Raw genomic sequence first — 26,660 nt, forward strand, 5'->3', positions numbered from 1 at the left:
ACTTAATCATCATAAATAAATTTTAATAATCCTTTTTGTGCATGTAATCTATTTTCAGCTTGTTGATAGACAACAGAATTCTCACTATCAATAACATCATCAGTTATCTCTTTTCCTCTAATAGCTGGTAAGCAGTGCATAACTATACAGTCATCCTTAGCTAATTCCAAAGCTTCTTTATTTAATTGATAAGGTTTAAAGAGGTTTTCATCTTTTTCTTTTTCTCCCATACTAACCCATACATCAGTATATAATATATCTGCCTCTTCCAAAGCTTCTTTTGGATTGTTAGTTAGTGTTAAAGAGCCATCTCCATATTTCTCAATAATATTTAAAGCTTTCAAAATATGTTTAGAGTTTGGTTCATAACCTCTTGGAGTAGCTATATAACAATCAATCCCTACCAAAGCACAACCTAAGATTAAAGAGTTGCACACATTGTTTCCATCTCCTAAATAAGCTAATTTTAAACCTTTAAATTTACCTTTCTTCTCTTTTATAGTTAGTAAATCTGCCAAAATTTGGCATGGATGAGCTAAATCAGAGAGTGCATTTATAACTGGAACATCTGAATATTTTGCTAATCTTTCTAATGATGTATGTGAAAAAACTCTGGCAATTATTCCATCTACATATCTACTTAAAACTTTGGCAGTATCTTTATAATCCTCCTTTCCTAAATGGAACTCTCCCTTATTTAAGGTTATTAAGTGCCCTCCTGATTCATATACTGCTAAATCAAAACTTATTCTTGTTCTTGTTGAAGGTTTCTCAAATATTATTACAAAACTTTTATCTTTAAGAAATTTTTCATGAGAATATCTATTTTTTTTAAATTTCCCACTATATTCCAAGATTTTATATATATCATCTCTACTAAATATATCTAAATCTAACACATGCATATAAATCCCCTTAGAAATTTTTATTTATAAGTTAGAATAATAAATTTGGCAATAATTAAATAAATAATTTATATATTGTGAGGAGGTTGTTTATGAGACATGTTATATCTGCCTTAGTTTTAAACAAACCAGGTGTTTTACAAAGAATAGCAGGGTTATTTACAAGAAGAGGATTTAATATATCAAGTATAACTGTTGGAATAACTGAAAATCCTAATTTGTCAAGAATGACTATTGTTGTTAATGGAGATGACAAAATAGTAGAGCAGGTAATTAAACAACTAAATAAGTTAATTGATGTTATAAAAGTTTCTGAGTTGGATGATAAATCTGTCCAAAGAGAACTCTGTCTAATTAAAATTTATGCTCCAAATGAATCTACAAAATCTCAAGTTATTCAATATACAGATGTATTTAGAGGAAGAATAGTAGATTTATCTCCTGAATCTTTAACTGTTGAAATAACAGGAAGTTCTGATAAAATTGATGCATTTGTAGAGTTAGTTAAGCCCTTTGGTATAAAAGAAATGGCAAGGACTGGAATAACTGCTATGGCAAGAGGTCCAAAAGTTTTAAAACCAAAATCAAGGTGATTAAATGGAAGATGTTAAAATGATTTGCGGGTTAGAGATTCATGTCCAAATAGATACTAAATCTAAGTTATTTTGTAGATGTCCAACAAACTATAAGGATGTTGAACCAAACACAAATATATGTCCAATATGTACAGGAATGCCTGGAGCTAAACCAATGCCTGTAAATAAAAAAGCTGTTGATGTTGCTTTAATGGTAGCTAAGATGTTAAACTGTGAGATAGTTCTTAACAAAGATATATATTTCCAAAGAAAACACTATGACTATCCTGACTTACCTAATGGTTATCAGAGAACATCTACACCAATAGGAGTTAATGGAAATTTTTTAGGAATTGGGATAGAGGAGATACACTTAGAAGAAGACCCTGGACAGTATAATCCAAGTTTAGGATTAGTAGATTTTAATAGATGTGGAACTCCTCTAATTGAGATAGTTACAAAACCAGATATTAGAAGTCCAGAAGAAGCAAGAAAATTCTTAAAGAATTTATTAACTCTATTTAGATATCTTGGGTATCTTAGAGGAGAAGGAACAATGAGGGTGGATGTAAATATATCTATTGAATATAATGGAAAAAAAGGAAATAGAGTTGAAATAAAGAATGTCAATTCCATAAAAGGAGTTTATAAAGTTCTTAAATATGAATTAATAAGACAAAAAAATATAATGAAGAGAGGAGGAGAAGTAAAAAGAGAAACAAGAGCTTTCTTAGAAAGTCAAATGATTACAAAGGCAATGAGAAGTAAAGAGACTGCTGAAGATTATAGATACATCCCTGACCCAGATGTTCAGCCAATTGTTATAGATGAAGATTGGGTTAAAAAAATTGAACAAGAGATGCCAGAGACACCTTTAGAGAAGAAAAGAAGATTTATAGAGGAGTATAAAGTAGATGAGAAAGATGCAGAAGTCTTAACAGCTGATTTAGACTTGGCAGAATTCTTTGAAAAAGTAGTTAAATTAACAAATGATTCTAAATTAGCAGTTGTATGGGTTAAAAATGAATTAGTAAGAAGTTTAAACTATCATAAATTAGATTTATATGAATGTGGTGTTAAACCAGAACATATAGCTGAATTAATAGAGTTAATCAAGAAAAAGGTTATATCTGAAAAAATTGCTAAGGAGTTAGTAGATGAGATAGTTAAAAATAGAGGAGAAAAAACACCAAAAGAGATAGTTAAAGAGAAAAACTTAACTGTTATAGAGGATGAATCCTATTTAATAAAAGCAGTTGAAGAGGCAATAAAAAACAATCCATCAGCAGTTGAAGATTATCTATCTGGAAAGAAAGAAGCTCTTAATTTCTTAATGGGGCAAGTAATGAGAATAACAAAAGGTAGAGCTGAACCAAGAAAAGTTATTCAACTACTAAAAGAAAAATTAGATAAAAAATAAATAAAACCTAAAAATCTTTATTTTTTGGTGAGATTTATGATATTAATATATACAACCTTTCCAGATTTAGAAAGTGCTAAAAAAGTTGTTAAATTACTTTTAGAGAAGAAACTAATAGGTTGTGCAAATATAAGAGAACATAAAGCACTTTATTGGTGGGAAGGTAAGATAGAGGAAGATGATGAAATAGGAGTGATTATAAAAACTAAAAATGAGAAATGGGAAGAAGTTAAAAAAGTTATTAAAGAGAATCATCCTTATTCAACTCCTCTAATTATGAAGATAGATGTGGATGATGTAAATATTGAATATTTAAAGTGGTTGGATGAAGTGGTAGAATGAAAGTTTATTCTCCATGCACATCAGCAAATTTAGGAGTTGGATTTGATGTATTTGGATTATGTTTAGAAGAACCTTATGACATTATAGAAGTTGAGAAAATAGATAAAGGAATAGTTATTGATGTAGATAGAGAAGATATTCCAAAAGATGTAGAAAAGAATACTGCTGGATTAGTGGCTAAAAAGATGTTAGAGGACTTTAAAATTGATGAAGGAGTCTATATAAAAATAAAAAAAGGAGTTAAGCCTGGAAGTGGGTTAGGTAGTTCAGCTGCCTCAGCTGCTGGGACAGCTTATGCAATAAACAAACTTTTTAATTTAAATTTATCTAAGTTAGATTTGGTTAGATATGCTGCTTATGGAGAGAAAGGACAACACTATGACAATGTAGCTCCTGCAATTTATGGAGGTTTTACAATAGTTCTACAAAATCCTCTAAGAGTATTGAATATAGATATTAATTTAGATGTTGTTGTAGCTATTCCAGATATAAATATAGACACAGAAGAAGCAAGAAAAATCATTCCTAAAAAAGTAGATTTAAATGATATGATAAACAATGTAGCTTATGCTTCTTCCTTAGTTTATTCTTTATATAATAAAGATATTGAATTATTGGGAGCGTGTATAATGAAAGATAATGTTATTGAGCCAGTAAGAGGAAAATTAATTCCAAAATATTTTGAATTTAGAGAAAAAGCTAAACAATATTGTTATGGAGTCACTATTTCTGGCTCAGGACCATCTATATTAATGATACCAAAAGAGGATAAAATAGATGAGTTAATTGATTTAGCAAAAGAATATTATGGAGAGGTTATAAAAACCAGAGTAGGTAGAGGAGTTCATGATTGAAGTTTTAAGATTAGGACATAGAAATGAGAGAGATAAAAGAGTATCTACTCATGTGGCTTTAACTGCAAGAGCTTTGGGAGCAGATAAAATAATATTTACTGTTGATGATGAAAATGTAAAAAGAACAGTTGAGAAAGTAGTTAATACATGGGGAGGAAATTTTAAATTTGAAGTTATAGAGAATTGGAAAAAATATATTAAAGAATTTAAAAAAAGAGGAATTGTTGTCCATCTTACAATGTATGGGGCAAATATTAATGAATATATTCCAAAAATTAGAGAAGAAATAAAAGATAGGGATTTATTAATAATTATTGGAGCTGAAAAAGTTCCAAGAGAAGTTTATGATTTAGCAGATTATAACATATCTGTTGGCAATCAACCCCATTCAGAGATAGCTGCATTAGCAATATTTTTAGATAGATTATTTGAAGGAAAAACATTATATAGAGAATTTGAAAATGCAAAAATGAAAATAGTTCCTTCACTAAAAGGAAAAGAAGTTATTAGGAAAAAATAATATTTATTTATTAGCAAACATTTCTTCTTTTTCTTCTTCTGTTAATATTTTAACAATTTCTTCTGGTTTTCCTACTTTAACTAACTTACCTTTTCTCATTAATCCTGCTCTATCACAAACTTTTAAAACAAAGTCCATATCATGAGAAACTATAATGTATGTTTGTTCTAACTCAACTCTTGATTTTAATATTGATTCTGCTACTGTATTTCTTGTTATTGGATCCATTGTTCCAGTTGGCTCATCCAATATAACAACTCTTGGTTCTTTTATTAGTACTTGTGCTAATGCAACTCTATGTCTTTCTCCAACACTTAACTCATGTGGATATTTATCTAAAATTTTCTCAGCTTCTTCTTCACTAAATCCAACTGATGTTAAAGTATAGATAGCTTTCATCCTTGCAAACTCATCTGGAAGCTCTAAACCAATAGCAACAGTTAGATTTTCTAAGACAGTTCTGTATGGATAGAGTGCATATTCTTGGAATAGTATTCCAATATATCTCTTAACTCTACCTCTATGTAATCCCTTTTTAGTCATATCTATCCATTCATCACCTAATCTAAATAGATATCTTCCTTTTGATGGTTCTAAAACTCCTGCTATTATTTTAGCTAATGTTGTTTTTCCTGCTCCACTTGGTCCAACTAAACCAAATATTTCATTCTCTCTAATGTTTAGATTTACATTATCAACTGCTTTTATAACTCCTCTATCAACTGAACAGTAGTGTTTTGAGATATTTTCTAATCTTATAATGTCCTCTTTTATTTCAACTTCAACATCTGGCTTTTTAAATTCTTTAACTTGTTCCATAAACTTCTTAACAATTTCCTTAGAATTACCTTCTGCTAAAATTTCTCCTTTTTCTAACCAGATAGCTCTATCTGTTAATTCAGCTATAACCTCTGGCCAGTGTGAAGTTAAAACTAATGATATTCCTTTATCAATAACTAAATTTCTTAAAGCATTATGAACAATTTCAGCTGTTTTAGGGTCTAATGTCCCAGTTGGCTCATCTGCTAAGAATATAAATGGTTCTTTAGCTACTTGTCTTGCTAAAACAACTCTCTGCTTCTCTCCCCCAGATAAATCTCTTGCAATATGTGTAATTCTATGCTCCAACTTAACCATTTTTATTAGTTCTAATGCCCTTTTATAGGCTTCTTCACCTTCATATCCAGCTTGATGTAAAGCCTCTAATACATTCTCTAAAACTGTTCTATCTCCATATAAAGCAAAAGTCCTTTGGAACATTATAGCAATTCTTTTTCTTAGTTGATAGGAATATTTTTTATCTTCATATAAATTAACTTCCAACTTTTCCATCTCACTATTACATTTTTTACATATTTCTTTAGATGGAACATCTATAAATCCACACTTTTTACAGTATGAGATATGATAAATAACTTCTCCTTCAGTAGGTTCATATCCATCCATTCCTCTTAACATATGTAAAAGAACAGATTTTCCTGCTCCACTTCTACCTAATATTCCCAAAGCTTCTTTTTCATTTAAAGTAAATGAGATATTTTTTAAAACAACATTATCTCCAAATTTTTTAGTAACATTTTTAACCTCTAATAGTATCATTCTATCCCCTCTCTACAGTGTTTTCCATGTCTAAATCTATATCTAAAACATTCTCCACATTCCCTAATTTTATAGTGTCCTCCTTCAATATAGATAACTTTTCCATGTAGTAAAGCATCAACAATCTTTTTTCTTGCAGCTGTTAATAAATTCCACAAAGTTCTTCTTGAAATACCCATTAATTTAGCTGCCTCTTCCTGAGTTAAATCTAAATAATCAACTAATTTTAAAGCTTCTAACTCTTCAACAGTTAAATTAACTTTATCTAATTCAGATATTGGAATTCCTTGAGGTTTAAAAACTTTAAATTTTGGTTCTTCACTTACTAGTCTTACAATTTTTGGTCTTCCTCTCATTTTAAACCACATTTACTTTTATATCTACTACTGGCACAGCAATAATTGTATATTTCTCATTTGAGAGTTTTTCATTAATATACTTTTTAATCTTTAAAAACTTTTCTTCACTAACAACAGTCCCTATAACTACTGCATTTTTTGCTAAGTTTTTTATTGCATTAACAGCAGCTTCAGGAGCTTCATCAATTAAAAAACCTTTCCAATCTTGTGGAGACATACCTTTATATTCATATAAAAAGAATCCTGTTATTTCAGCCTCTGATAATGCATTTATTGCTTTTCCTACATTTTCAATTTCAACAAAAACATATACTAAAACTTTCATAGTTTCCCCTCTCTATTGAGATAATTTTTATAATTTAATTAAGAATATTTATAATTAATGTTAAAAAAAATCGGGGATTAACTATGTTAATAAGACCAAGAAGATTAAGAAAAAATAAAAAAATTAGGAATTTAGTAGCTGAAAGTTGTTTAAGTGTAAATGATTTAATAATGCCTATTTTTGTAGATGAAAATATAAAAGATAAAAAAGAGATTCCTTCAATGCCAAATCAATATAGATTTAGTGTAGAGAAAGCTATTGAAGAGGCAAAAGAAATAGCTGATTTAGGTATTCCAGCAGTTATATTATTTGGCATACCAAAAGAAAAGGATGATTTTGCCACATCAGCATATAAGAGAGGTAATGTTATTGAAAGGACTATAAAAGGTATTAAAGAAGAGATTGGAGATGAGTTAATAGTTATTGCTGACTGTTGCTTATGTGAATATACAACACATGGACATTGTGGAATAGTAAAAGATGGAAAAATTTTAAATGATGAAACTTTAGAAATTCTCCAGAAGATAGCTTTAAATTATGCTGAGGCAGGAGCTGATATTATAGCCCCTTCTGATATGATGGATGGAAGAGTTAGAGCAATAAGAGAAATCTTAGAGAAAGAAGGATTTACTGAAACTTTAATTATGAGTTATGCTGCAAAGTATGCATCCTCTTTTTATGGACCATTTAGAGTAGCTGCTGATTCAGCTCCAAAATTTGGAGACAGAAAAAGTTATCAAATGGATTATAGAAATTGGAGAGAAGCATTAAAAGAGATAGAGTTAGATATAAAAGAAGGAGCAGATTTGATTTTAATAAAACCTGCATTATCTTATTTAGATATTGTTAAATTGGCAAAAGATAGATTTTTATTGCCTATTGGGGCTTATTCAGTTAGTGGAGAATATTCTTTAGTTGAAAGTGGAGCTAAACTTGGATATATAAATAGGGATGAGGTTATTAAAGAGATACTTTATTCAATAAAAAGGGCAGGAGCAGACTTCATTATAACATATTGGGCAAAAGAAGTAGCAAAAAAAATAATTATGGGATTATTTTAATTCTAAAACTTTCTTTTTTTCTTTTTCAGCAACACTTAAACATAATAGACACATAACACAGAATCCTTTTAATGGCAATTTTTCTGACCTTGTTAATCTTAGTGTTTTCATAGGACAAACTTTGACACATTCACCACATTTTTGACATAGATATGGAGAGTATTCAATTCTATTATACTCTTTTCCATTATGCTCTATCTTACCTAATTTTAGAGCTCCATTTGGACATGCAACTGTACAAGCTCCACAAACTATACACATTCTAACTTCTTTTTTATCTTCATCTACTACTATTGCATCAGTTGGACAAACAGATGCACATTTTTTTAATATCTCAAAGTCTTCCTCTACAATAACCAATCCTTCATCAGTTATTGGATGTGGTGAGCTATATTTAACATCTAACTCTAATGCATCAACTGGACATGTTTTTACACACAACTTACATGCTGGACATGCCTTTGGAACTTTAACAATCATGTTTTCATAATCTACTTTAATCATGTTTCCAGGACAAACTTCAACACATTCTAAACAGAATATACATTTTTCTTCATCAACAACAAATTTTTTGATTTCCTTTCTTCTTTTCTTAGGTATTTTTCCAGCTACATATATAGCATTCCAAGGACAGGTTTGAGCACAAATTGAACAGTAAATACACTTACTTTTATCAATAACTGCCTTATTATTCTCTATTGTTATAGCATTAACTGGACATTCTGGGACACAAATCTCACAACCAACACAGCTCTCAGTTACAACTATTGGCTCTTTTGGTATTTCAATTTTTTTGAGTGGTTTATCTATAACTCCTGGGAGTGAGATTATTTCAATTGGACATACATCTATACACTTTAAACATAAAACACAATGTCCTTTTGAGTAAGGGAATGTATCATCAACTTTCTTTATTCCTGTTGGACATACTTCTTGACAAGTACCACATTTTTCACATTTATGGGGTAAGTATCCAACTCTTTTTAATTTCTTCCCATCTAACTCAATCTCTTCCTCTACTAATGCTCCTGTAGGACATGACTCAACACACTGGAAACACAATGCACATACCTTAAAACTGTCTATGTCTATAGCTCCATTTGGACATTCTGCTTGGCATGCATAACATACCAAACATGCATCTTTCTGGATTGTTATTGGCATCTATTCACCTTTTTAAAGTTTATAAAAAATAGAAAGGTGCTCACAACCTCCCACAAAGGGGTTCGGTTGTGAGCTATTCACTTTTTATAACTTTGATTATTTCTCCTTTTTCATTCTTTATTATTATATGGGCAGCACATGAATATCAAGGGTCATAAGCTCTTAAAACCATCTCTATTAAGTTTAACTTATACTCTTCAATTTTTATCTCTTTTTCATTACTCATACTTACTCACCTCTAAATTATCATTTATAATTTTCTTATTCATTTAGTATTTTTTCAACAGCTTGAATTATTGCTTGTTCCATTGGTGGAACATTGTGTGTTGATGCAACTATCATATTAGCTTTAACAACAATACCATTCTCATCAGTTTCATAGTTGTGGATTAAAACTCCTCTTGGAGCTTCTACAACACCTACACCGACTCCTGCCTTAGGTTCAACATCTACCTTAATGTTATCTGAAGTAATGTCATTATCCTCTAATAATATTTTAGCTTTCTCACAAGCTTCAACTAATTCAATCATTCTCGCATAGTGATATGCTAATGATTCTTTAACTGGAAATTCAAAAGTTTCAAAGAACTCTTTTCTATATTCTTCTGCCAACTCTGTCTCCATTTCGTCACAAACATTTAACATAGCTAATGGCCCAACTCTATAAATTCCATCTGGATAGCCAACTTTTTTATAGTATGGATATTTAACATAAGAATGTTTAACAACATGCTCTCCTATATAATCTAAATATTCTTCTGGTTTAAATTCTACCTTTTCTTTACCATCAGGAGATAAAAATCTTAAAGTTCCATCATAGAATGTGTGCTTTCCTTCATTTAATATTCCTAAATACCAAGTGTCTATAACTCCAAGCTCTTTAACTTTGTCCATAAATTTATTAGTTATATCTTTTACAACTTCCACACTTTCCTTAGCATATTCAATCATTGTATCTATTTCTTTTAAGAGTTTATCTCTTTCTTCTTCTTTCATTCTTTTTGATACTCCTCCAGGAACTCCTGTTATTGGATGTATTGCTTTACCTCCTGTTACATCTACTAATCTTTGTCCAAATCTTCTTAATGCTATTGCCTTTTTAGCTAATTCAGGATTCTCATTTATTAATCCAACAATATTTCTAATCTCTGGAGATGCATCTACTCCTAATATAAAGTCAGGAGCACATAAGAAGAAAAAATGTAGTGCATGACTGTGAATCATATTACCTAATAACATTAATTCTCTCAATTTTTTTGCAGTATCTGGTATCTCAACTCCCCAAGCATTATCAACTGCTTTAACACTTGCTAAGTGGTGAGGAGCTTGACAAATTCCACAGATTCTTGGGACAATTCTTGGAACTTCCTCAGCTGGCCTACCAACAACAAACTGCTCAAATCCTCTAAGTGCAGTTATGTGTAATCTAACATTTTTAGGTTTTCCATTTTCATCTAATATAATCTCAACTTTACCATGCCCTTCTACTCTGGATATGGGCTCAATATGTAAATGCATATAATCACCTTAAATTTATTTGATTTTTCTGTTTATTAATGCAGCAGGTAATGAAAATCTTTCTATTAATGCTATTTTATCTGGAATCTTTAAAGCTTCTTCAATGTTTGCATTTGCAAATGTATTTGCTATCTTTATTATATCAAGAGTTGCATCAGTTTTTCCATAACATCCTCTACATGGCATTCCAGCTCTTGGACACTTAGCACCACATCCTGCTCTTGTTCCAGCACCTAAACAAGTATAACCTTGTTCAAATAGACATTTCTCTGGGTCTGGCTTTCCATCAAAACTTCTCTTAAACTTCTCTGGAAATACATTTTCTTTCTTTCTTGGACACTCATCACAAACAGTTTTTTTAGGTAATTCTGGTTTTTCTCCATTTAATAGAGCTGTTAAAACTTTTGCAATTAATTCAGGGGATGGAGGACATCCTGGAACTTCATAATCTACAACAATAACATCTGATATAGGTTTTACAACATCTGTTAATTTTGGTATTCCTTCTTCTGGGATTTCCCCTTTATTTTCTGTTGAATCTGTTGAATATACAGTTTTTAATAGTTCTTCTGTATCATATAAATTTCCTAATCCTGGAATTCCCCCATAAACTGCACAAGTTCCAAATGCTATAACATATTTAGATTTTTCTCTAATTTCATGGAGTAAATGTTCGTCATGCTCGTTTCTAACTCCTCCTTCAACTAAAAATACATCTATTCCTTCTGGAATCTCTTTATTATCCATTAATATAGGTGAATATACAATCTCAATGTTTGGTAGTAAATCTAATAAGTTATCATGTAAATCTAACAATGATATATGACATCCTGAACATCCACATAACTGGATTGTTCCTATTTTTGCTTTACTCAAAATATCACCCTACAAATAGATTTAATAAATTTAAAAAAGTTTATTTTCCCCCTCACCTCAGGGGGTGGTTACCCTTCTGGTCCCTTTATCAGGGTTCCCAGAAGGGCTCATCCCTTATCTTATTTATTTGAGAGGGTTAGGTCCCAATTTTTTAATTCTTTCAGTCATTTCTATAGATGCTTTAACGAATTTATCAGCTTCAGCAGCTGACATAAAGAACATTTCTACTCTTTCTCCACCTAATCCATATTCATCTAATAATGATTTTAGGAACCTAACCCTCTCTTCAGCCTTTAAGTTACCTGTTTCATAAACACATTCTCCTTTTTTTCAACCAACAACCATTACTCCATCTGCCCCTTTCTGGAAGGCTCTTAATGCATAAGTAATGTCGAACCTTCCAGTACAGGGGATTCTTATAACTCTAATTGATGGAGGATATTGCATTCTACTTGTCCCAGCTAAATCAGCTGCTCCATATCCTCATTGATAACAACAGAACGCTATTATTAATGGTTCCATACTCTCACTCTAAGATATTTTTTTATTTAGTTTTATTCTAATGATAAATTATTAGTCATTTAGGTCATCAGGGCATAATGCCCCTCATCTAAGATTTATTTTAAGATTTAATTTTTAATTTTTCTTTAATTTTTTCAATATCCCCAATTTGATTTACTAATTTGTGGATTTCCACAACTGCATCAATTTCTGGGATGATTTGTTCATCTCTATAGTATCTTAACTGCATAGCTCCTGCTGGACAAACTCCTGCACAAGCTCCACAACCTTTACAAGCAACATCATCTACAACTGCTATTAAATGGCCTTCTTTTTCTCTATATGTTATAGCCTTATATGGACAAACTTTAGCACAAACTTGACATCCACCACAAATCTCTTCATTAACTGTAGCTCTAATCATCTCAATTTTAAACTTACCTTGAGACATTGGTATTGCAACTGCACTTGCAGCCCCTTTAGCTTGAGCAACTGTATCTGGAATATCTTTTGGTCCTTGTGCTACTCCTGCAATTGCAATACCATCTACTTTTGTATTAACTGGAGCTAATTTTGGATGTAGTTCTTTAAAGAATCCATCAGGACTTAACTCTAAACCTAACATTTTTGCTAATTTTGGATTATCTGGTCTTGGTGATAATCCAGCTGATAATACAACTAAATCTACTTCTAATTCAAATACCTCTCCTAATAAAGTATCTTCAACCCTAACAATTAAGTTCTTTGTTTCAGGGTCTTCCATTATACAGGCTGGTCTTCCTCTAATAAATTTGACTCCAAACTGTTCTTGGGCTCTTTTGTAATACTCTTCATAACCTTTACCAAATGCTCTAATATCCATATAGCAGATATAAACCTCAGCGGATGGGTCATGCTGTTTAATTAATTGAGCATTTTTTAAAGCAAACATACAGCAGATTCTTGAACAGTATGGTTTTCCAACTTTTAAATCTCTTGAACCAACACATTGGATAAACAATACTCTTTTTGGATGTTTTCCATCACTTGGTCTAATTTCATGCCCTCCTGTTGGTCCAGCTGGGTTAATCATTCTTTCTAATTCTAAGGTGGTTATAACATTATCATAAACTCCATAACCATATTCTTCTTTCAATGTACAATCAAATTCATTATATCCAACTGCATTAATTATAGTTCCAACTTTTAATTTGATTTCTTCTGGTTTTTGGTCATATCTTATAGCTCCAGGACCACAAACTTTCTCACACAATCCACATCTTATACAGTGTTCCATATCAATTGTATAAACCAAAGGAACAGCTTGTGGGAATGGAACATATATAGCTTTTCTTGTACCTAATCCACAGTCAAATTCATTTGGAACTTCAATTGGACAAACAGCTGCACAAGCTCCACAACCAGTACAGACATTTTCATCTACATATCTTGGCTTTTTCTCAATAGTTACCTCAAAGTTTCCAATGTATCCACTAACTTCTTTTAATTCAGCATAGGTTATTAATTCAACATTGGGGTGGTTCGCAACGCTAACCATCTTTGGGGCGAGAATTCACAGCGCACAGTCATCAGTTGGGAATGTCTTAGCAAGTTGAGCCATCCTTCCTCCAATAGATGGCTCTTTTTCTAATAAATAAACTTTAAATCCTTGGTCTCCCAAATCAAGAGCTGCTTGAATTCCTGCTATACCTCCTCCAATAATTAAACAGGATTTATCAACATCAACAATCTTTTGAGGAACATCTTCTAATCTTTTAGCTCTTTCAACTGCTGCAGCTACTAATTCCATTGCCTTTTTTGTAGCTGCTTCTTTATCTTGCATATGAACAAAAGAATCATGCTCTCTAATATTCACAAACTCTAAATAGTATGGAGATAGTCCTGCTTCTTGGATACAGTTTCTAAAAGTAGGTTCATGTATCTTTGGAGTACATGCTGCAACTACAATTCTATTTAAATTATATTTCTTTATATCTTCTTTAATCAAGTTTTGTCCTGGGTCTGCACACATAAAAGGATATTCTCTTGCTACTACTACACCATCTAACTTCTCAGCAAAATCTCTAACTTTTGAACAATCTACAACTGCTTTAATGTTCAATCCACAATGACATACATATACTCCAATTCTTGGAGTTTCATTTTCCATAGTTACACCTCAAAAATAATAGCAACTCTATTTTAATGTATAATTAAAGGTTATATATAAAAAAGTATATTCTCAAACTATTTAATAAGAGCTATTAAAAAATAAAATAAAAGAGGTAGTTATTTTCTAAAATATTTTAGCATAGGTTTTGTTATAATAGGTTTTTCTGGAATTAAACCAGATGGTTTGTAATAAAGAATTAGAAGCATTATTACTCCAAATAACATATATGATAACCATGTGGGCTCAAAAGGTATTCCTAAGGTGTATTTTATTTGATATTTATAGATATCCAACAATACCTTAACTACTACATAAGCTAAAACTCCAACTAACACTCCATTGTTATTTCCTTTTCCTCCCAATAGAACCATTAAAAATGGAAAGAATGTCCATTCAGCCCTTGTAAATGCATTAGCCACTATATTTCCTGTGTAGAGGGAATATAATACTCCTGCTATTGCTCCAATGGCAGTACCAATAGCTACTGTTTTTATTCTTAGAAGCATTATATTTCTACCAAAAGCCTTAACAGTATTTTCATTTTCTCTCATAGCTCTTAAAACTCTACCATAAGGTGTATTTAATAATCTTTGCATAAATAAATATACTAAAAATGCTATTACTAATACAATTCCTGTAAATATAATTCCTCTATACTCTCCTGAGGCAAATGCTAATATATCAGGAACAGATATTCCATAATATCCACCAATAATATTTAAGTTATATAAACAAACTAAAAACACTGTTTCAGAGATAGCCAATAATGTTACCCCTAAATAGTCCTCTTTTAATTTGGCACTTGGTAGAATAAATATAGCTCCAACAATTAAACCTAATATAACAGCTAATACAATTGAACTAATTAAAATTAAAAATCCCATAAGTGGATTAATTGCTATCAATTGAGTCATCTTAGAAGCTGCAACAGTTGAAGCATTAATAAAATCTCCACTAATTCCAAAATACCATATTAATAACCTATCTAATATGGCTCCAACAGCTATGGCCCCTACTAAAACAGATAAAGCTTTTCCAAAGTTTGGAATTCCTGCATATCCAAATTCTATATTTAAAGAGAGAGAAACAATAGCATATATTCCAAACCATAATAAAATTAGAGAGATAACATCCAATATTAGCATTATTTTCACCTCTTATCCTAAATATTTAATCTTTTTTTAATCTTTTTCCAATCTAATCCAGTTAATCCTTCTGGAGCTACTAATAAAGTTACAATCATAATTATTAAAGAGATAACTTTACCATAAACTAAGAATCCAGCTCCAAATATGGTAGAGAGTTCATAAGTTAATAAACTCTCAGACATCCCTATTATATATCCTCCAATTAATGCCCCAGAAATGTGTCTTAAACCTCCTACTATACTTGCAGCAAATATAGATATAATTAAGAAATCACCTGTTAATGGAACTACTTCCTGAATGAATGGTAATAATCCTCCTGCTATTCCAGCTAATCCTCCTGATAATATCCATGAGAACATTCTTGTTTGCTCAACATCAATTCCCATAGTTTGAGCTAAATCAGGATTCTCCATAGATGCTCTCAAAGCAATTCCAAACTTAGTTTTATATAACAGAATATATAAACAAATTAATAACAATATAATAACTCCAGTAGATACAAACAAGATTCCTTTAAATCCAAATAAATAAAAATCAATATTTGAAAAAACAAATTTTGCCATTGTTGAGCCAACAACTCCACTCAATACTTCTGAATAAGCCCCAATAAATCCAACTAAGAATAAATCAATTGCCAAGGTAGCTATCATTAAGATTTCTACTGATGCCTTTCTTTTAATGAGAGGTTTTAGGGATATATAGGTAATTAATCCTACAATTGCTCCTACAACAAAAACTACTGGAAGAGTTAGATATGGAGATAAGCCATATAATTTTAATAAAGTTAAAGCAACATAACTACCAACAATAGCAAAACTACCCTGTGCAAAGTTAGGAACATTGGTTGTTATATATGTTAAAGTTAAACCTAATGCTAAAAGAACCAATATATTTGAGTATATTATAGCCCCTTCTAAAATCATAATTTTCACCTTAAACAGATGTTATTCCCAATGAGTACTCTTTAAATTTCTCATGGTTTAAGAGTTCTTCTGCTGTCCCTTCAAAAGCTACTCTTCCACTAACAAACATATATCCAAAATCACTAATCTCCAAAGCTCTTTTTGCATTTTGCTCAACCAATAAAATAGTTAGTCCATAATCATCTCTCAACTCAACAATCTTACTGAAAATAACTTCTGCCAATTTTGGAGAGAGTTGAGCTGTTGGTTCATCCAACATCAACACTTCAGCATCTCTCACTAATGCCATAGCCATAGCTAAAAATTGTCTTTGTCCTCCACTTAAAGTTCCTGCTTTTCTTTTTAAGATATTATTCAACTCTGGGAAAACTTCCAAAGCTAAGTTAATCCTCTCTTTAAGTTTTTCTATTATCTAATATGTATCCAGCTATCTTTAAATTTTCTTCAACAGTTAAATTTACAAATACATTGTTTGTTTGTGGTAAATAGGCTATTCTCATTCTTGCCTTTTTATATGGAGGTATATAAGTTATATCATTACCTTTAAAATTTATTTCTCCTGAGTAGATTGTAGTTAATCCAAACAATGTCTTTAAAAATGTTGATTTTCCAGAACCATTGGGTCCAACAACTGTGGTTATTTTATTTTCTTCTACTTTTGCATTTACATCAAACAATATTTGTAATTTACCATATCCAGCATTTAAATTACTTACTTTAATTATCATTCTCCCCCTCCAATATAAATCTCTACAACTTTTGGGTCTTTTAGGACATTCTCAATCTCTTTGCCTTTACCTTCTGCTATTATTTTTCCATTGAACATTACATAAAGATGGTCAATATATTTAAGAACAATATCTAACCTATGCTCAACAATAAGAAAAGTAATTCCTTTTTCTTTTAGTTCTAAAACATGATTAAAGATGTCATGAGCTAATCCTGGAGCTACTCCTGCAATTGGCTCATCCATAACAATCATTTTAGGATTTGACATCAAAGCTCTTCCTATTTCAACTAACTTCATCTGTCCTCCACTTAATTCCCCTGCTTTTCTATCATATAGATGAGAAAGTTTTAAAAACTCTAAAATTTTAAAAGCTTTTTCTACCATCTCTTCCTCAAATGGCATCCATTTATTATAAAATAGAGCATTTATTGGCTCCTCTCCTGGATGTATCTGCCCAATTAATAGATTTTCTAAAACTGTCATCTCTTTCAATGGTTGAGGAGTTTGAAAAGTTCTAACTATCCCATGATGATAAATCTCTTCTGGCTCTTTGTTTGTTATATCTTTATTTTCAAAAATAACCTTCCCATCATCTGCTTTTAAAAATCCTGTAATTACATTTATTAAAGTTGATTTTCCAGAACCATTTGGCCCAATAACTAAACATACTGTTTGCTTCTCCACAGAAATAGATACATTATCCAAAGCTTTGAAATCACCAAAGTATTTCACTATATTTTCAGTCCTTAGTATATCCATATTATCTCACCAATAGGAAAATAGTTTCCTTAATATATAAATATTACTTCTAGGATTTAAAAATAAAAAATACAACAAACAACTAAATAATAAATTACCTTAAAAATATTTATAAATTTACCTTAAAAATAGCAAAATTGTTGGAAAAACCAAAACATTCATCATATTTGAAAGGTTAGAATTACTTTTATTGGCTAAGATTCCAATAAATATAGCTGTTAAATAAACAATAAAGTTGTAAATTGGATATTTACTTACAACAAGAACAAGTAATGTGCAAAAAATTATTAAAAATATTGATAGTAATCTAAAATTTATTTTTGGTAGTATTTTAAGCAAAAATTTGGATATATAAGATAACAAAATAAATGATATTGCAGAAGAAACTATAATGTAAAAAATCATATCATTTAATGAAAACTTTAAATTAAGTAATCTTATTGTCTCTGCTACACCACTTCTACCCTTTCCTATAAAAATTAAAGCTAATAAGGAGAGTACTTCATTTGATAATATAATTGCTCCCTGAGAAACTAAAAAGCTTCTTAAATTACTTTCTTTTATTATCTTACTTAGTAAAAAATTAAGTTGAGCACCACTTACAGCAGGTAGAAAAATCCTAAAAAAACCTGTTACTGTTGCAAATAATGATGTGTAAATATATATCAACTCAAATTTTGGGAATGTTATATTTTGTTTTGGAAATTTTGAATTTAAGCTATTTAATAAAATTGGAACTCCAAACATCCCTGTAAATATTGCTGTTAATGTTGATAATTCAGAGTAGTTTAAATATAAAACAACAATTCCAAAAATTCCTGATAAGAATATAATAGCTATCTCCCAAATATGCTTAGCAGTTATAATTTGATAGATAACAAACAAAATTAGAATAAAAGGAATAGCTGGTTTTATAAAAAGATATAAAGTGTTAATATCTATTTTCATCAATAAGACAATTAAAACAAACACTAATGAAATAGCTACTCCTAAAAAAGCGCCTAATCCTGATAAAATTACACCTTCATATCCATATCCTTTTAATGTTAATTTATGTAATGGGAGAACTGAAACTGATGTCTCATCATCAGGAACTCCTAAAAAGGCAGCTGGAATAAAGTTTATAAAGTAGTGGGAAATAACCAATCCTATTAAAAAAGGAACAAAGTTTTCTCCAAAGTATGGAAGTAGAAAGATAGATAAAACAGCTATATTATTTGGATGTATTCCAGGAAATAGACATGTAAAAATTCCAGTCAAAACTCCAAAAAATAAATAAAGTATATTCATAATTTAGTCCTTTTCTAAACCACACATTTTTCTTAACTCTTTACCTACTTTTTCAATTAAATGCTCTTTTTCTAATCTTCTTAAAGCATTTAAATGTGGTTTTCCTGCTATATTTTCTAATCTCCATTCTTTTGCAAATCTTCCATCTTGAATCTCTTTTAATATTTCTTTCATTGCTTTTCTTGATTCTTCATTTATAACTCTACTTCTTCTTGTTAATCCTCCATATTCAGCAGTATTTGAAACATTCTCCCACATACCTTGGAGACCTTTTTGATAGATTAAATCAACTATCAACTTTAATTCATGACATGTCTCAAAATAAGCCATCTCAGGAGAGTATCCTGCTTCAACCAATGTCTCAAAAGCAGCTTTTATTAGTTCTGTTACTCCACCACATAGAACAACTTGCTCTCCAAATAAATCTGTTTCTGTCTCTTCTTTAAAAGTAGTTTCTATTACTCCAACTCTTGTTAATCCAATACCTTTAGCCATTCCTAAGGCAATTTGCAAAGCATCTCCTGTATAATCTTGTTCAACAGCAACTAATCCAGGAACTCCAAAACCCTCCTCATAAGTTTTTCTGACCATAGCTCCTGGAGATTTTGGAGCAACCATTGTAACATTTACATTCTTTGGAGGAACAATTAAACCATAATGAATATTGTAACCATGAGAAAAGCTTAAAGTTTTTCCTTCTGTTAAATATGGCTCAATTTGTTTTTTATAAACAGTTGGCTGAACTTCATCAGGAATTAAAATATGGATTATATCTGCTTCTTTTGCAGCTTCTTCAATTGTTAATACTTTATGCCCATCTTTAACAGCCTTTTCCCAAGATTGTCCATTAGGTCTTAAACCTACTACAACATTTAATCCACTATCTTTCATATTCAAAGATTGAGCTCTTCCCTGACTTCCATATCCTATAACAGCTATAACTTTATCTTTGACAGCATCATAAGATACATCCTTATCATAGTATATCTTAACCATAACTACACCTCAACAGCTTTTTAGATTTTAATGATTCTATTCTTTATACTTAAATTTTATGAAATTACTTTGTAATATATCTGAATTCATGGTATTAGAAAATCTTATCATTATCTTTAAATTCTTATATTATCTTAATATTTATTTATGAGACTATTTTATTGGTGATTTTATGAGAAAATATGTTATATTTATGAGTTTAATTATACTCACAGGAATTGTTATTAGTGGATGTGTAAATAATGAAAAAAAAGAAGAGAATGTATTGACTGTTTATGCAGCATATGGAGGAATGGATAAAATAGCAAAAGCATTTGAAAAAGATACTGGTATAAAAATAAAATATATATCTATGTCTTCTGGAGAAGTATTGGCCCGTTTAGAGGCTGAAAGAAACAATCCATCATGTGATGTCTGGTTTGGTGGAGGGATTGATGCTTTTATTAAAGCTAAGGAAGAAGGACTACTAATGCAGTATAATTCCCCTAATACAAAGTATATTGATAAAAGATTTGTAGATAAAGATCATTATTGGACAGGAGTATCAATAGTTACTGTAGGTTTATTAGTAAATGAAAAAAGATTAAAAGAAAAAGGACTTCCTGAACCAAAAACTTGGGATGATTTAATTAAACCTATCTATAAAGGAGAAATTATTGCTTCAAATCCTACCACATCAGGGACAGCATATTTTACAGTTTGTGGAATCTTGCAGATGAAAGGAGAAAAAGATGGATGGGCATATTTGGACAAATTATATGAAAATACACCATTTCTAACAAAAAGAGGCTCAACTCCTGGAAGATTAGTAATGTCTGGAGAATTTGCTATAGGAATTTGTCCAGACCCTCATATAGCAGTAATGAAAAATAAAGACCTGCCTATTAAGGCCATATATTTGGATAAAGTTATATGGTGGCCATCTCCAGTAGCAATTGTAAAAAACTGTAAACATCCAGAAGCGGCAAAAAAATTTGTTGATTGGGTTTTATCAAAAAGAGGTCAAGAAGTTTTAATGGAAGCTGATCCGAGAGTTCCTGTAAGAAGTGATATAAAACCAGTTGAAGGCGTGCCAAATCCAAAAGAATTAGATTTTATTAATATGGATTTTATATATTGGAGTAAAAAAAGAGATGAAATATTAAAAGAATGGGAGGAAAGATATCAAAATATCATAACAAAATAAATAAGTTCTTGTTCTTATGGTGAAGTTTTTGAAGGTTAAAATGTTGTTATATGTTGTACTATTTCTCTTTTTACTTATTTTTTTAGTATATCCTATTTCTATGGTTTTTATTAAATCATTTTATAGTAATGGAATTTTTACATTAAAATATTATTATGTATTTTGTAAAGACCATTATTACATTGACCTTCTAAAAAATAGTCTAATGGTTGCTATTTTATCAACAACAATTTCTTTATTTTTTGGTTTATTATTTTCAATACTTATATTTAAAACAGATATTAAAGGAAAATTATTTTTTAAAATTGCTGTTCTTTTACCAATAATTACTCCAGGATATATAACTTCCTTAGCATATATTTATCTATTTGGGAGAAATGGGATTATTACTAATAGCTTGTTGGGATTGGATATTAACATATACTCTTGGAAGAGTGTCGTAATTTTACAATCTATTGATTATACTACATTAGCATTTTTTGTTATATCAGCTGTTTTATTAAGTATAGATAGTAACTTAGAAGATGCTGCAAGAACATTAGGAGCTAAGGAATTTAGAATATTTACTGATATAACACTTCCATTGCTCTTACCTGGACTTTTAAGTGCTGGGATTTTAATATTTATGGAGTCATTAGCAGACTTTGGGACTCCTATTATAGTAGGAGGTAATTTTAATACACTTGCAACTGCTGCTTATTTTGAAGTAATTGGTAATTATAATTTAGAAATGGCCTCAGTATTGTGTATTATCCTTCTAATTCCATCTATAATTATATTTGCAATATATAGCAAGATTAATAAAGGATATTCCCAAAGATATCCAAAAATAAAAACCTATAATTTAAAAGAGTTAGATAAATTTTTAATATCAATCCCAGCAATAATATTCTCTCTTTTTGTTTATTTATTATTTTTTTCTGTTTTTTTGGCAGGATTTACAAAAGGTTTTGGTTATAACTATACCTTTACATTAGAATACTTTATAGAAGCTTTAAATCATGGAAAATATGCAATATTTAATACTATTTTATATTCAATATCAACCAGTATATTGGCTGGATTATTAGGATCAATTTATGCTTATTTAGTTGTCAGAGATAAGTTTGTTGGTAGAAAAGCCTTAGATTTTTTAGCAGTTATGCCTTTTGCAATACCTGGGACATTTATGGGAATTGGATATTTAATTGCATTTAGCAATCCTCCATTATTATTAGTAGGGACTTCTTTAATTATTATATTAAATTGTGTAATAAGGAAATTACCATTTTCCTTTAAAACATGCTGTGCTACCTTATTACAAATAGATAAGTCTTTTGAAGATGTTTCTTTAACATTAGGAGCTGATAGAATAAGGACATTTCTAAAAGTTGTTTTTCCTTTATTAAAGCCAGCTGTAATTTTTAGTATGATATATGTATTCATCTCAACAGTTAAAACTCTCGGTTCAATTATATTTCTTATAACACCTGATACTATGGTGTTATCGGCATTAGTTTTTGAAAGTACTATAAACTATAATTTTGGAGTTGCTGCATGCTATGCAATAATAATGATTATACTATCAGTGTTAGGGACTATTCTTCTATTGAAATTTAAAGGTGATAAATCTTGGTTTTAGAACTTGTTAATATTTCAAAATCATATAATAACAAAGAGGTATTGAAAAATATTAATTTAAAATGTGATAATGAACTAATATCTATTTTAGGCCCATCTGGCTGTGGAAAAACTACATGTTTAAAAATTATTGCAGGATTAGAGCAACCAAGTAGTGGAAAAATTGTACTTAATGGAAAAGATATAACTAAGTTACCACCATATAAGAGAAACATTGGATATGTTCCTCAAAATTATGCTCTTTTTCCACATTTAACAGTTTTTGAGAATGTTGCCTATGGTTTAAAAATTAGAAAATTAAAAAAAGATAAAATAGATGAAAAAGTAAAAAATGTTTTAGATTTAGTGAATTTAAGTGGATATGAAAATTATAAAGTTACTGAACTCAGCGGAGGAGAACAGCAAAGAGTAGCTTTAGCTAGAGCCTTAGTTATAGAGCCAAAAATCTTATTATTAGATGAACCTTTAAGTAACTTAGATGCCAAATTAAGAGTAAAAATGAGAAGAAATATAAAAAAGATACAAAAGAATATAGGGATAACAACAATATATGTTACTCATGACCAAGAAGAAGCTTTATCTATATCTGATAGAATAGCTGTTATGAATAATGGTATATTTGAGCAGGTAGATACACCAGATAAAATATATAAAAATCCTAAAACATTATTTGTATCCAAATTTATTGGAAATATTAATATTTTACCAAGGTTTATAGTTGAAACATTAGGAATTGATTACAATGAAAATTACTATTATTTGGTCAGACCAGAGCATATTATGTTAGGAAAAGGCAAATTTTGTGGAAAAATTGATGATATTGAATACCTTGGAAATCTTGTGAGATATACAATAAAAGTTATGGATTCAGAACTTATTTGTGAAGTTCATAGTTGTAATTATCTATACCAAGAGGGAGATAGCATAGTTTTTGATATATTAAAGGATAAGGTTATATATATAAAAACATAACTCTATGACACTGTCAAGTTAACGACTTCAACCAATTGTAGAACATCATGAAACTTTTAATCCAGCTAACAACTGTATCGAATTTGCTGTTATTAGGAAACCTATTATAAAATGCTTTAGTTCTTCGTTTGAGTAGTGAGAAAAAGCTTTCTACACAATTTCTCAGTCCGAATCGGACTCTTTCAAATTCTAAACCCAATCTTTGCAATGCCCACGGATACCATCTTCCACCATCGACCAAAATCTTCGGCTTATTAGAGCAAAATTTTAATATGCTCTTAACGAATAATATAGTATCGAGGTAGTTTCTTGTTTCAGAAATATAAACTCCCAAGCACTCTTTCGATTCAACATCAATAGCAGACCATACGTAAATAACTTCATTTCCAATCTTTAGTTTGGTCTCATCGATTGCAATTGCGTATCTTTCCTTTCTTTCAGGTTCGTTTAAAACATCTTTAATCTTGTGATAATAAGTCCTAACCGACTCATGGCTTATACTTTCGAATTGGGAACGAAACAAACTTACCTTCCTCAACGATAGTCCAAGATAATACAAAATCCCAGCTAAGATTTTAACTTCTATCGACTTCTTATTCCTTTTAAAAATCTTCTCCTCTTCGATTCTCTCCTTTAAGACTTCTATCGTGAGCTTCATATTTTATTATTTTTTATCAATTATTAATAAAAGCTTAACTTGACACTCTCACTCTATCAAGATAAAATTTTTATTATCAAATTTTTAATTAAATTATTTTTGCTTTTGAATTTTTTAAGGAGTTATTATGATACTATGTATGTAATAAAGTAAAAAGAAAAAGCTAAGCTATATATAAATTTAATAAACTAAAACTAATAATTTTAAATAACCAACAATAAATAATAAAAAATAATAAAAGTGGTGGTAATGATAGATATTGTTAGCTTAATGTGGTGGCTGTTTTTCTTCTATTTAATTATGGCTCCCCATATTCAATATAGACAATTACAATTAGCAAGATTAAAACTATTAAAAGAAATTTCAGAGAAAAGAAATTCAACAGTAATTACACTAATCCATAGACAGGAAAGTATTGGATTGTTTGGAGTACCTATTTACAAATTTATAACAATTGAAGATAGTGAAGAAATTTTAAGAGCAATTAGAGAAGCTCCAAAAGATAAGCCAATTGATTTAATTATCCATACTCCTGGAGGTTTAGTTTTAGCTGCTACTCAAATAGCAAGGGCATTAAAGAATCATCCTGCTGAGACAAGGGTTATAGTTCCACATTATGCAATGAGTGGGGGAACTTTAATATCTCTTGCAGCAGATAAAATTATATTGGATGAAAATGCAGTTCTTGGGCCAGTTGACCCTCAACTTGGACAGTATCCAGCTCCTTCAATAGTTAAGGCAGTTGAAGAAAAAGGGAAAGATAAGGTAGATGACCAAACTTTAATTTTAGCTGATGTTGGTAAAAAAGCTATAAGACAAGTTCAAAATTTTGTTTATTATCTATTAAAAGATAAATTAGGAGAAGAAAAAGCAAAAGAGTTAGCAAGAATTTTAACAGAAGGAAGATGGACTCATGACTATCCTATAACTTATGATGAAGCAAAAAGCTTAGGTCTTCCTGTATCTACTGATGTTCCAGAAGAGGTTTATAGATTAATGGAGTTATATAAACAACCTATTGTAAAAAGAGGAACAGTTGAATATATGCCTTATACAAATGCAAAAGAGTAAAATAATGATTTTTATGGATATAGCTTCATTTATTTATAATTTTTGTAAAGAGAACAAAATAAAAAATATATGTGAGTTAGGAATTGGTTACTATTTTGATGTGGCTTTATTCCTTAATAAAGAATTTAATCTTTTAGTAGTAGATAGAAATGAAGATTGTATAAAAAAAGCTTTATCTCATGGATTGAATGGGAAGATAGATGATATATTTTCTCCAAATTTAAATATATATGAAGATGTTGAATTATTTTATTCTATTAGAATGCCTTATGACTTGCAAATATATGCATTGGAATTGGCAAAAAAGTTAAGTGTCCCATTTATTTTAAAGCCATTATCCAATGAAGCACCACATAAAAGTTTTAAATTAATAAAAAATAATATTTACTTATTTATGCCTTAATTCTTTGTCTTCTCCAATGTCTCATTTTTGGATTTGCTCTTACTCTACCTCTTGTTTTAACCATAACAAATAAAGGGACTCTTCTATTTTGTCTTTTAGCTTTTGCTAATCTTATTTTTTTACCAAATGGTTTTATACTTCCCATTTTTTCACCCCTATTATCCTTGTTTGTTTATGCTCTGGGAAATATTTTTCTGGTTTTTCTCCTCTTTCTTTTAATATAGCTCTAATCTCAGCTTCATAATCAGAAGTAATTTTAGTTCCACTTTTAATCTCTTCAATTATAAAAAGCTTATTTGTTAAATCTCTTAAAGTTTTATATCCAAAGCCCAATAAAGGAGATATATATTGAACATTTTTCCTCATTTCTAAACTTTGAATTTCTGAATAAGAAAGTTTAGGAACTTTATCATCTCTTCTAATACCATCAGCTAAAATCTTATATTTATTTGATAATATCTCTAAAACTTGTTTATGAATATAATTAATCCCATCTCTTGGAAATCCTTTTTCAACAATTAAATCAACGGCTTTCTCCAAGATTTCTTTATCTAATTTTTCAACTTTAAAATCAAACCCTAATATTTTAGCTGTTTCTTCAGCTAATTTATAACTATCTAAAACACCAAAATTAACATTTATTAAAATTGGAGTATAACCAAGATTTTTTAATATTAAGGAAGAGAGGGAACTATCTTTTCCCCCACTAAATAATACATATACTTTCATAAAC

29 protein-coding genes and 1 pseudogene are annotated in these 26,660 nt (G+C 29.9%); 11 read left to right on the forward strand and 19 right to left on the reverse strand.

Going from position 1 to position 26,660, the window contains the following annotated elements:
- Positions 1 to 2 precede the first annotated feature (2 nt).
- Positions 3 to 905, reverse strand: coding sequence for an ornithine carbamoyltransferase (argF, locus tag ACPB8Q_RS00500; protein WP_423792714.1), 903 nt, complete (start codon positions 903 to 905; stop codon positions 3 to 5).
- Positions 906 to 997: 92 nt separating this feature from the next.
- Between argF and ilvN the strand changes: the two genes are divergently transcribed.
- Genes ilvN through ACPB8Q_RS00525 form a run of 5 tightly spaced genes read left to right on the forward strand, consistent with a single transcriptional unit; the run spans position 998 to position 4,616 of the window.
- On the forward strand, positions 998 to 1,498 hold the full coding sequence (gene ilvN, locus ACPB8Q_RS00505) for an acetolactate synthase small subunit (RefSeq protein WP_423792715.1): 501 nt from the start codon (positions 998 to 1,000) through the stop codon (positions 1,496 to 1,498).
- A 4-nt stretch (positions 1,499 to 1,502) separates the two neighbouring features.
- Positions 1,503 to 2,900, forward strand: a complete 1,398-nt coding sequence (gene gatB / locus ACPB8Q_RS00510) for an Asp-tRNA(Asn)/Glu-tRNA(Gln) amidotransferase subunit GatB (protein WP_423792716.1) — start codon at positions 1,503 to 1,505, stop codon at positions 2,898 to 2,900.
- A gap of 36 nt (positions 2,901 to 2,936) precedes the next feature.
- The gene (gene cutA, locus ACPB8Q_RS00515; protein ID WP_423792717.1) at positions 2,937 to 3,242 is read left to right on the forward strand and encodes a divalent-cation tolerance protein CutA; all 306 of its coding nucleotides are present in this window, start codon (positions 2,937 to 2,939) and stop codon (positions 3,240 to 3,242) included.
- Positions 3,239 to 4,096 (forward strand): homoserine kinase, encoded by an 858-nt coding sequence (locus ACPB8Q_RS00520; RefSeq protein WP_423792718.1) that lies wholly within the window; start codon positions 3,239 to 3,241, stop codon positions 4,094 to 4,096. Before cutA ends, ACPB8Q_RS00520 begins: the two co-directional genes overlap by 4 nt.
- Positions 4,089 to 4,616 (forward strand): tRNA (cytidine(56)-2'-O)-methyltransferase, encoded by a 528-nt coding sequence (locus tag ACPB8Q_RS00525; RefSeq protein ID WP_423792719.1) that lies wholly within the window; start codon positions 4,089 to 4,091, stop codon positions 4,614 to 4,616. The genes ACPB8Q_RS00520 and ACPB8Q_RS00525 overlap by 8 nt, the downstream gene beginning before the upstream one ends.
- Positions 4,617 to 4,619: 3 nt before the next feature.
- Here the strand turns inward: ACPB8Q_RS00525 and atwA are convergent, their stop codons facing one another.
- The 3 genes from atwA to ACPB8Q_RS00540 are packed head-to-tail and all read right to left on the reverse strand — an operon-like array spanning position 4,620 to position 6,899.
- Positions 4,620 to 6,215, reverse strand: a complete 1,596-nt coding sequence (atwA, locus tag ACPB8Q_RS00530) for a methyl coenzyme M reductase system, component A2 (protein WP_423792720.1) — start codon at positions 6,213 to 6,215, stop codon at positions 4,620 to 4,622.
- On the reverse strand, positions 6,212 to 6,571 hold the full coding sequence (locus ACPB8Q_RS00535; RefSeq protein ID WP_423792721.1) for a DUF134 domain-containing protein: 360 nt from the start codon (positions 6,569 to 6,571) through the stop codon (positions 6,212 to 6,214). The genes atwA and ACPB8Q_RS00535 overlap by 4 nt, the downstream gene beginning before the upstream one ends.
- A 1-nt stretch (position 6,572) precedes the next feature.
- The gene (locus tag ACPB8Q_RS00540) at positions 6,573 to 6,899 is read right to left on the reverse strand and encodes an MJ1244 family protein (protein WP_423792722.1); all 327 of its coding nucleotides are present in this window, start codon (positions 6,897 to 6,899) and stop codon (positions 6,573 to 6,575) included.
- Between the two features lie 83 nt (positions 6,900 to 6,982).
- Here ACPB8Q_RS00540 and hemB point away from each other — a divergent pair, with 83 nt between their 5' ends.
- A complete protein-coding gene (hemB, locus tag ACPB8Q_RS00545; protein ID WP_423792723.1) occupies positions 6,983 to 7,960 on the forward strand; it encodes a porphobilinogen synthase in 978 nt (325 codons plus the stop codon).
- Here hemB and vhuB read toward each other — a convergent pair.
- The 12 genes and pseudogenes from vhuB to ilvC form a co-directional block, all read right to left on the reverse strand.
- Positions 7,952 to 9,124, reverse strand: coding sequence for a F420-non-reducing hydrogenase associated-polyferredoxin VhuB (gene vhuB, locus ACPB8Q_RS00550; protein ID WP_423792724.1), 1,173 nt, complete (start codon positions 9,122 to 9,124; stop codon positions 7,952 to 7,954). The two genes, hemB and vhuB, sit on opposite strands and share 9 nt — an antisense overlap.
- A 73-nt stretch (positions 9,125 to 9,197) precedes the next feature.
- The gene (vhuU, locus tag ACPB8Q_RS00555; RefSeq protein WP_423792725.1) at positions 9,198 to 9,350 is read right to left on the reverse strand and encodes a F420-non-reducing hydrogenase selenoprotein subunit VhuU; all 153 of its coding nucleotides are present in this window, start codon (positions 9,348 to 9,350) and stop codon (positions 9,198 to 9,200) included.
- 35 nt (positions 9,351 to 9,385) lie between these two features.
- The gene (locus ACPB8Q_RS00560) at positions 9,386 to 10,642 is read right to left on the reverse strand and encodes a Ni/Fe hydrogenase subunit alpha (RefSeq protein WP_423792726.1); all 1,257 of its coding nucleotides are present in this window, start codon (positions 10,640 to 10,642) and stop codon (positions 9,386 to 9,388) included.
- A 15-nt stretch (positions 10,643 to 10,657) separates the two neighbouring features.
- Entirely contained in the window at positions 10,658 to 11,518 is an 861-nt protein-coding gene (gene vhuG, locus ACPB8Q_RS00565) for a F420-non-reducing hydrogenase subunit VhuG (RefSeq protein WP_423792727.1), read from the reverse strand.
- 123 nt (positions 11,519 to 11,641) lie between these two features.
- A complete protein-coding gene (gene vhuD / locus ACPB8Q_RS00570; RefSeq protein WP_423792728.1) occupies positions 11,642 to 12,040 on the reverse strand; it encodes a F420-non-reducing hydrogenase iron-sulfur subunit VhuD in 399 nt (132 codons plus the stop codon).
- Between the two features lie 100 nt (positions 12,041 to 12,140).
- A complete protein-coding gene (locus ACPB8Q_RS00575) occupies positions 12,141 to 14,168 on the reverse strand; it encodes a 4Fe-4S binding protein (protein WP_423792729.1) in 2,028 nt (675 codons plus the stop codon).
- A gap of 119 nt (positions 14,169 to 14,287) precedes the next feature.
- On the reverse strand, positions 14,288 to 15,316 hold the full coding sequence (locus ACPB8Q_RS00580; protein ID WP_423792730.1) for a branched-chain amino acid ABC transporter permease: 1,029 nt from the start codon (positions 15,314 to 15,316) through the stop codon (positions 14,288 to 14,290).
- Between the two features lie 17 nt (positions 15,317 to 15,333).
- Positions 15,334 to 16,242, reverse strand: coding sequence for a branched-chain amino acid ABC transporter permease (locus tag ACPB8Q_RS00585; protein ID WP_423792731.1), 909 nt, complete (start codon positions 16,240 to 16,242; stop codon positions 15,334 to 15,336).
- A 10-nt stretch (positions 16,243 to 16,252) separates the two neighbouring features.
- Positions 16,253 to 16,967: pseudogene (locus ACPB8Q_RS00590) on the reverse strand (ABC transporter ATP-binding protein).
- Positions 16,967 to 17,731, reverse strand: a complete 765-nt coding sequence (locus tag ACPB8Q_RS00595) for an ABC transporter ATP-binding protein (RefSeq protein WP_423792732.1) — start codon at positions 17,729 to 17,731, stop codon at positions 16,967 to 16,969. The pseudogene ACPB8Q_RS00590 and the gene ACPB8Q_RS00595 overlap by 1 nt, the downstream one beginning before the upstream one ends.
- Before the next feature lie 117 nt (positions 17,732 to 17,848).
- Positions 17,849 to 19,024: a tripartite tricarboxylate transporter permease gene (locus ACPB8Q_RS00600; protein ID WP_423793453.1), complete on the reverse strand. Its 1,176-nt coding sequence runs from the start codon at positions 19,022 to 19,024 to the stop codon at positions 17,849 to 17,851.
- Complete coding sequence (gene ilvC / locus ACPB8Q_RS00605; protein ID WP_423792733.1) at positions 19,025 to 20,017, reverse strand: NADP-dependent ketol-acid reductoisomerase; 993 nt, start codon at positions 20,015 to 20,017, stop codon at positions 19,025 to 19,027.
- A gap of 172 nt (positions 20,018 to 20,189) precedes the next feature.
- On the opposite strand from ilvC, the gene ACPB8Q_RS00610 reads away from it, so the two are divergent.
- From ACPB8Q_RS00610 to ACPB8Q_RS00620, 3 genes are all read left to right on the forward strand, one after another.
- Positions 20,190 to 21,203 (forward strand): ABC transporter substrate-binding protein, encoded by a 1,014-nt coding sequence (locus ACPB8Q_RS00610; protein ID WP_423792734.1) that lies wholly within the window; start codon positions 20,190 to 20,192, stop codon positions 21,201 to 21,203.
- A gap of 205 nt (positions 21,204 to 21,408) precedes the next feature.
- Positions 21,409 to 22,824: an ABC transporter permease gene (locus ACPB8Q_RS00615; protein ID WP_423792735.1), complete on the forward strand. Its 1,416-nt coding sequence runs from the start codon at positions 21,409 to 21,411 to the stop codon at positions 22,822 to 22,824.
- On the forward strand, positions 22,815 to 23,795 hold the full coding sequence (locus ACPB8Q_RS00620) for an ABC transporter ATP-binding protein (protein WP_423792736.1): 981 nt from the start codon (positions 22,815 to 22,817) through the stop codon (positions 23,793 to 23,795). Before ACPB8Q_RS00615 ends, ACPB8Q_RS00620 begins: the two co-directional genes overlap by 10 nt.
- A gap of 13 nt (positions 23,796 to 23,808) precedes the next feature.
- On the opposite strand, the gene ACPB8Q_RS00625 is transcribed toward ACPB8Q_RS00620, so the two are convergent.
- Entirely contained in the window at positions 23,809 to 24,453 is a 645-nt protein-coding gene (locus tag ACPB8Q_RS00625) for an IS6 family transposase (RefSeq protein WP_423792737.1), read from the reverse strand.
- Between the two features lie 249 nt (positions 24,454 to 24,702).
- Here ACPB8Q_RS00625 and ACPB8Q_RS00630 point away from each other — a divergent pair, with 249 nt between their 5' ends.
- Together ACPB8Q_RS00630 and ACPB8Q_RS00635 are read left to right on the forward strand one after the other, a co-directional pair.
- Positions 24,703 to 25,524 (forward strand): SDH family Clp fold serine proteinase, encoded by an 822-nt coding sequence (locus ACPB8Q_RS00630; protein WP_423792738.1) that lies wholly within the window; start codon positions 24,703 to 24,705, stop codon positions 25,522 to 25,524.
- The gene (locus ACPB8Q_RS00635; protein ID WP_423792739.1) at positions 25,511 to 25,927 is read left to right on the forward strand and encodes a UPF0146 family protein; all 417 of its coding nucleotides are present in this window, start codon (positions 25,511 to 25,513) and stop codon (positions 25,925 to 25,927) included. The genes ACPB8Q_RS00630 and ACPB8Q_RS00635 overlap by 14 nt, the downstream gene beginning before the upstream one ends.
- Here the strand turns inward: ACPB8Q_RS00635 and ACPB8Q_RS00640 are convergent.
- Both ACPB8Q_RS00640 and ACPB8Q_RS00645 read right to left on the reverse strand, forming a co-directional pair.
- Positions 25,917 to 26,072 carry a 50S ribosomal protein L39e gene (locus ACPB8Q_RS00640; protein ID WP_423792740.1) on the reverse strand — a complete coding sequence of 52 codons (156 nt, stop codon included), beginning with the start codon at positions 26,070 to 26,072 and terminating at the stop codon, positions 25,917 to 25,919. The two genes, ACPB8Q_RS00635 and ACPB8Q_RS00640, sit on opposite strands and share 11 nt — an antisense overlap.
- Positions 26,060 to 26,656: a DUF7411 family protein gene (locus ACPB8Q_RS00645; RefSeq protein ID WP_423792741.1), complete on the reverse strand. Its 597-nt coding sequence runs from the start codon at positions 26,654 to 26,656 to the stop codon at positions 26,060 to 26,062. Before ACPB8Q_RS00645 ends, ACPB8Q_RS00640 begins: the two co-directional genes overlap by 13 nt.
- Positions 26,657 to 26,660: the final 4 nt, after the last annotated feature.

Origin of the sequence: Methanocaldococcus indicus (assembly GCF_049554935.1) — an archaeon.
Classification (GTDB): domain Archaea; phylum AGJL01; class Methanococci; order Methanococcales; family Methanocaldococcaceae; genus Methanocaldococcus; species Methanocaldococcus indicus.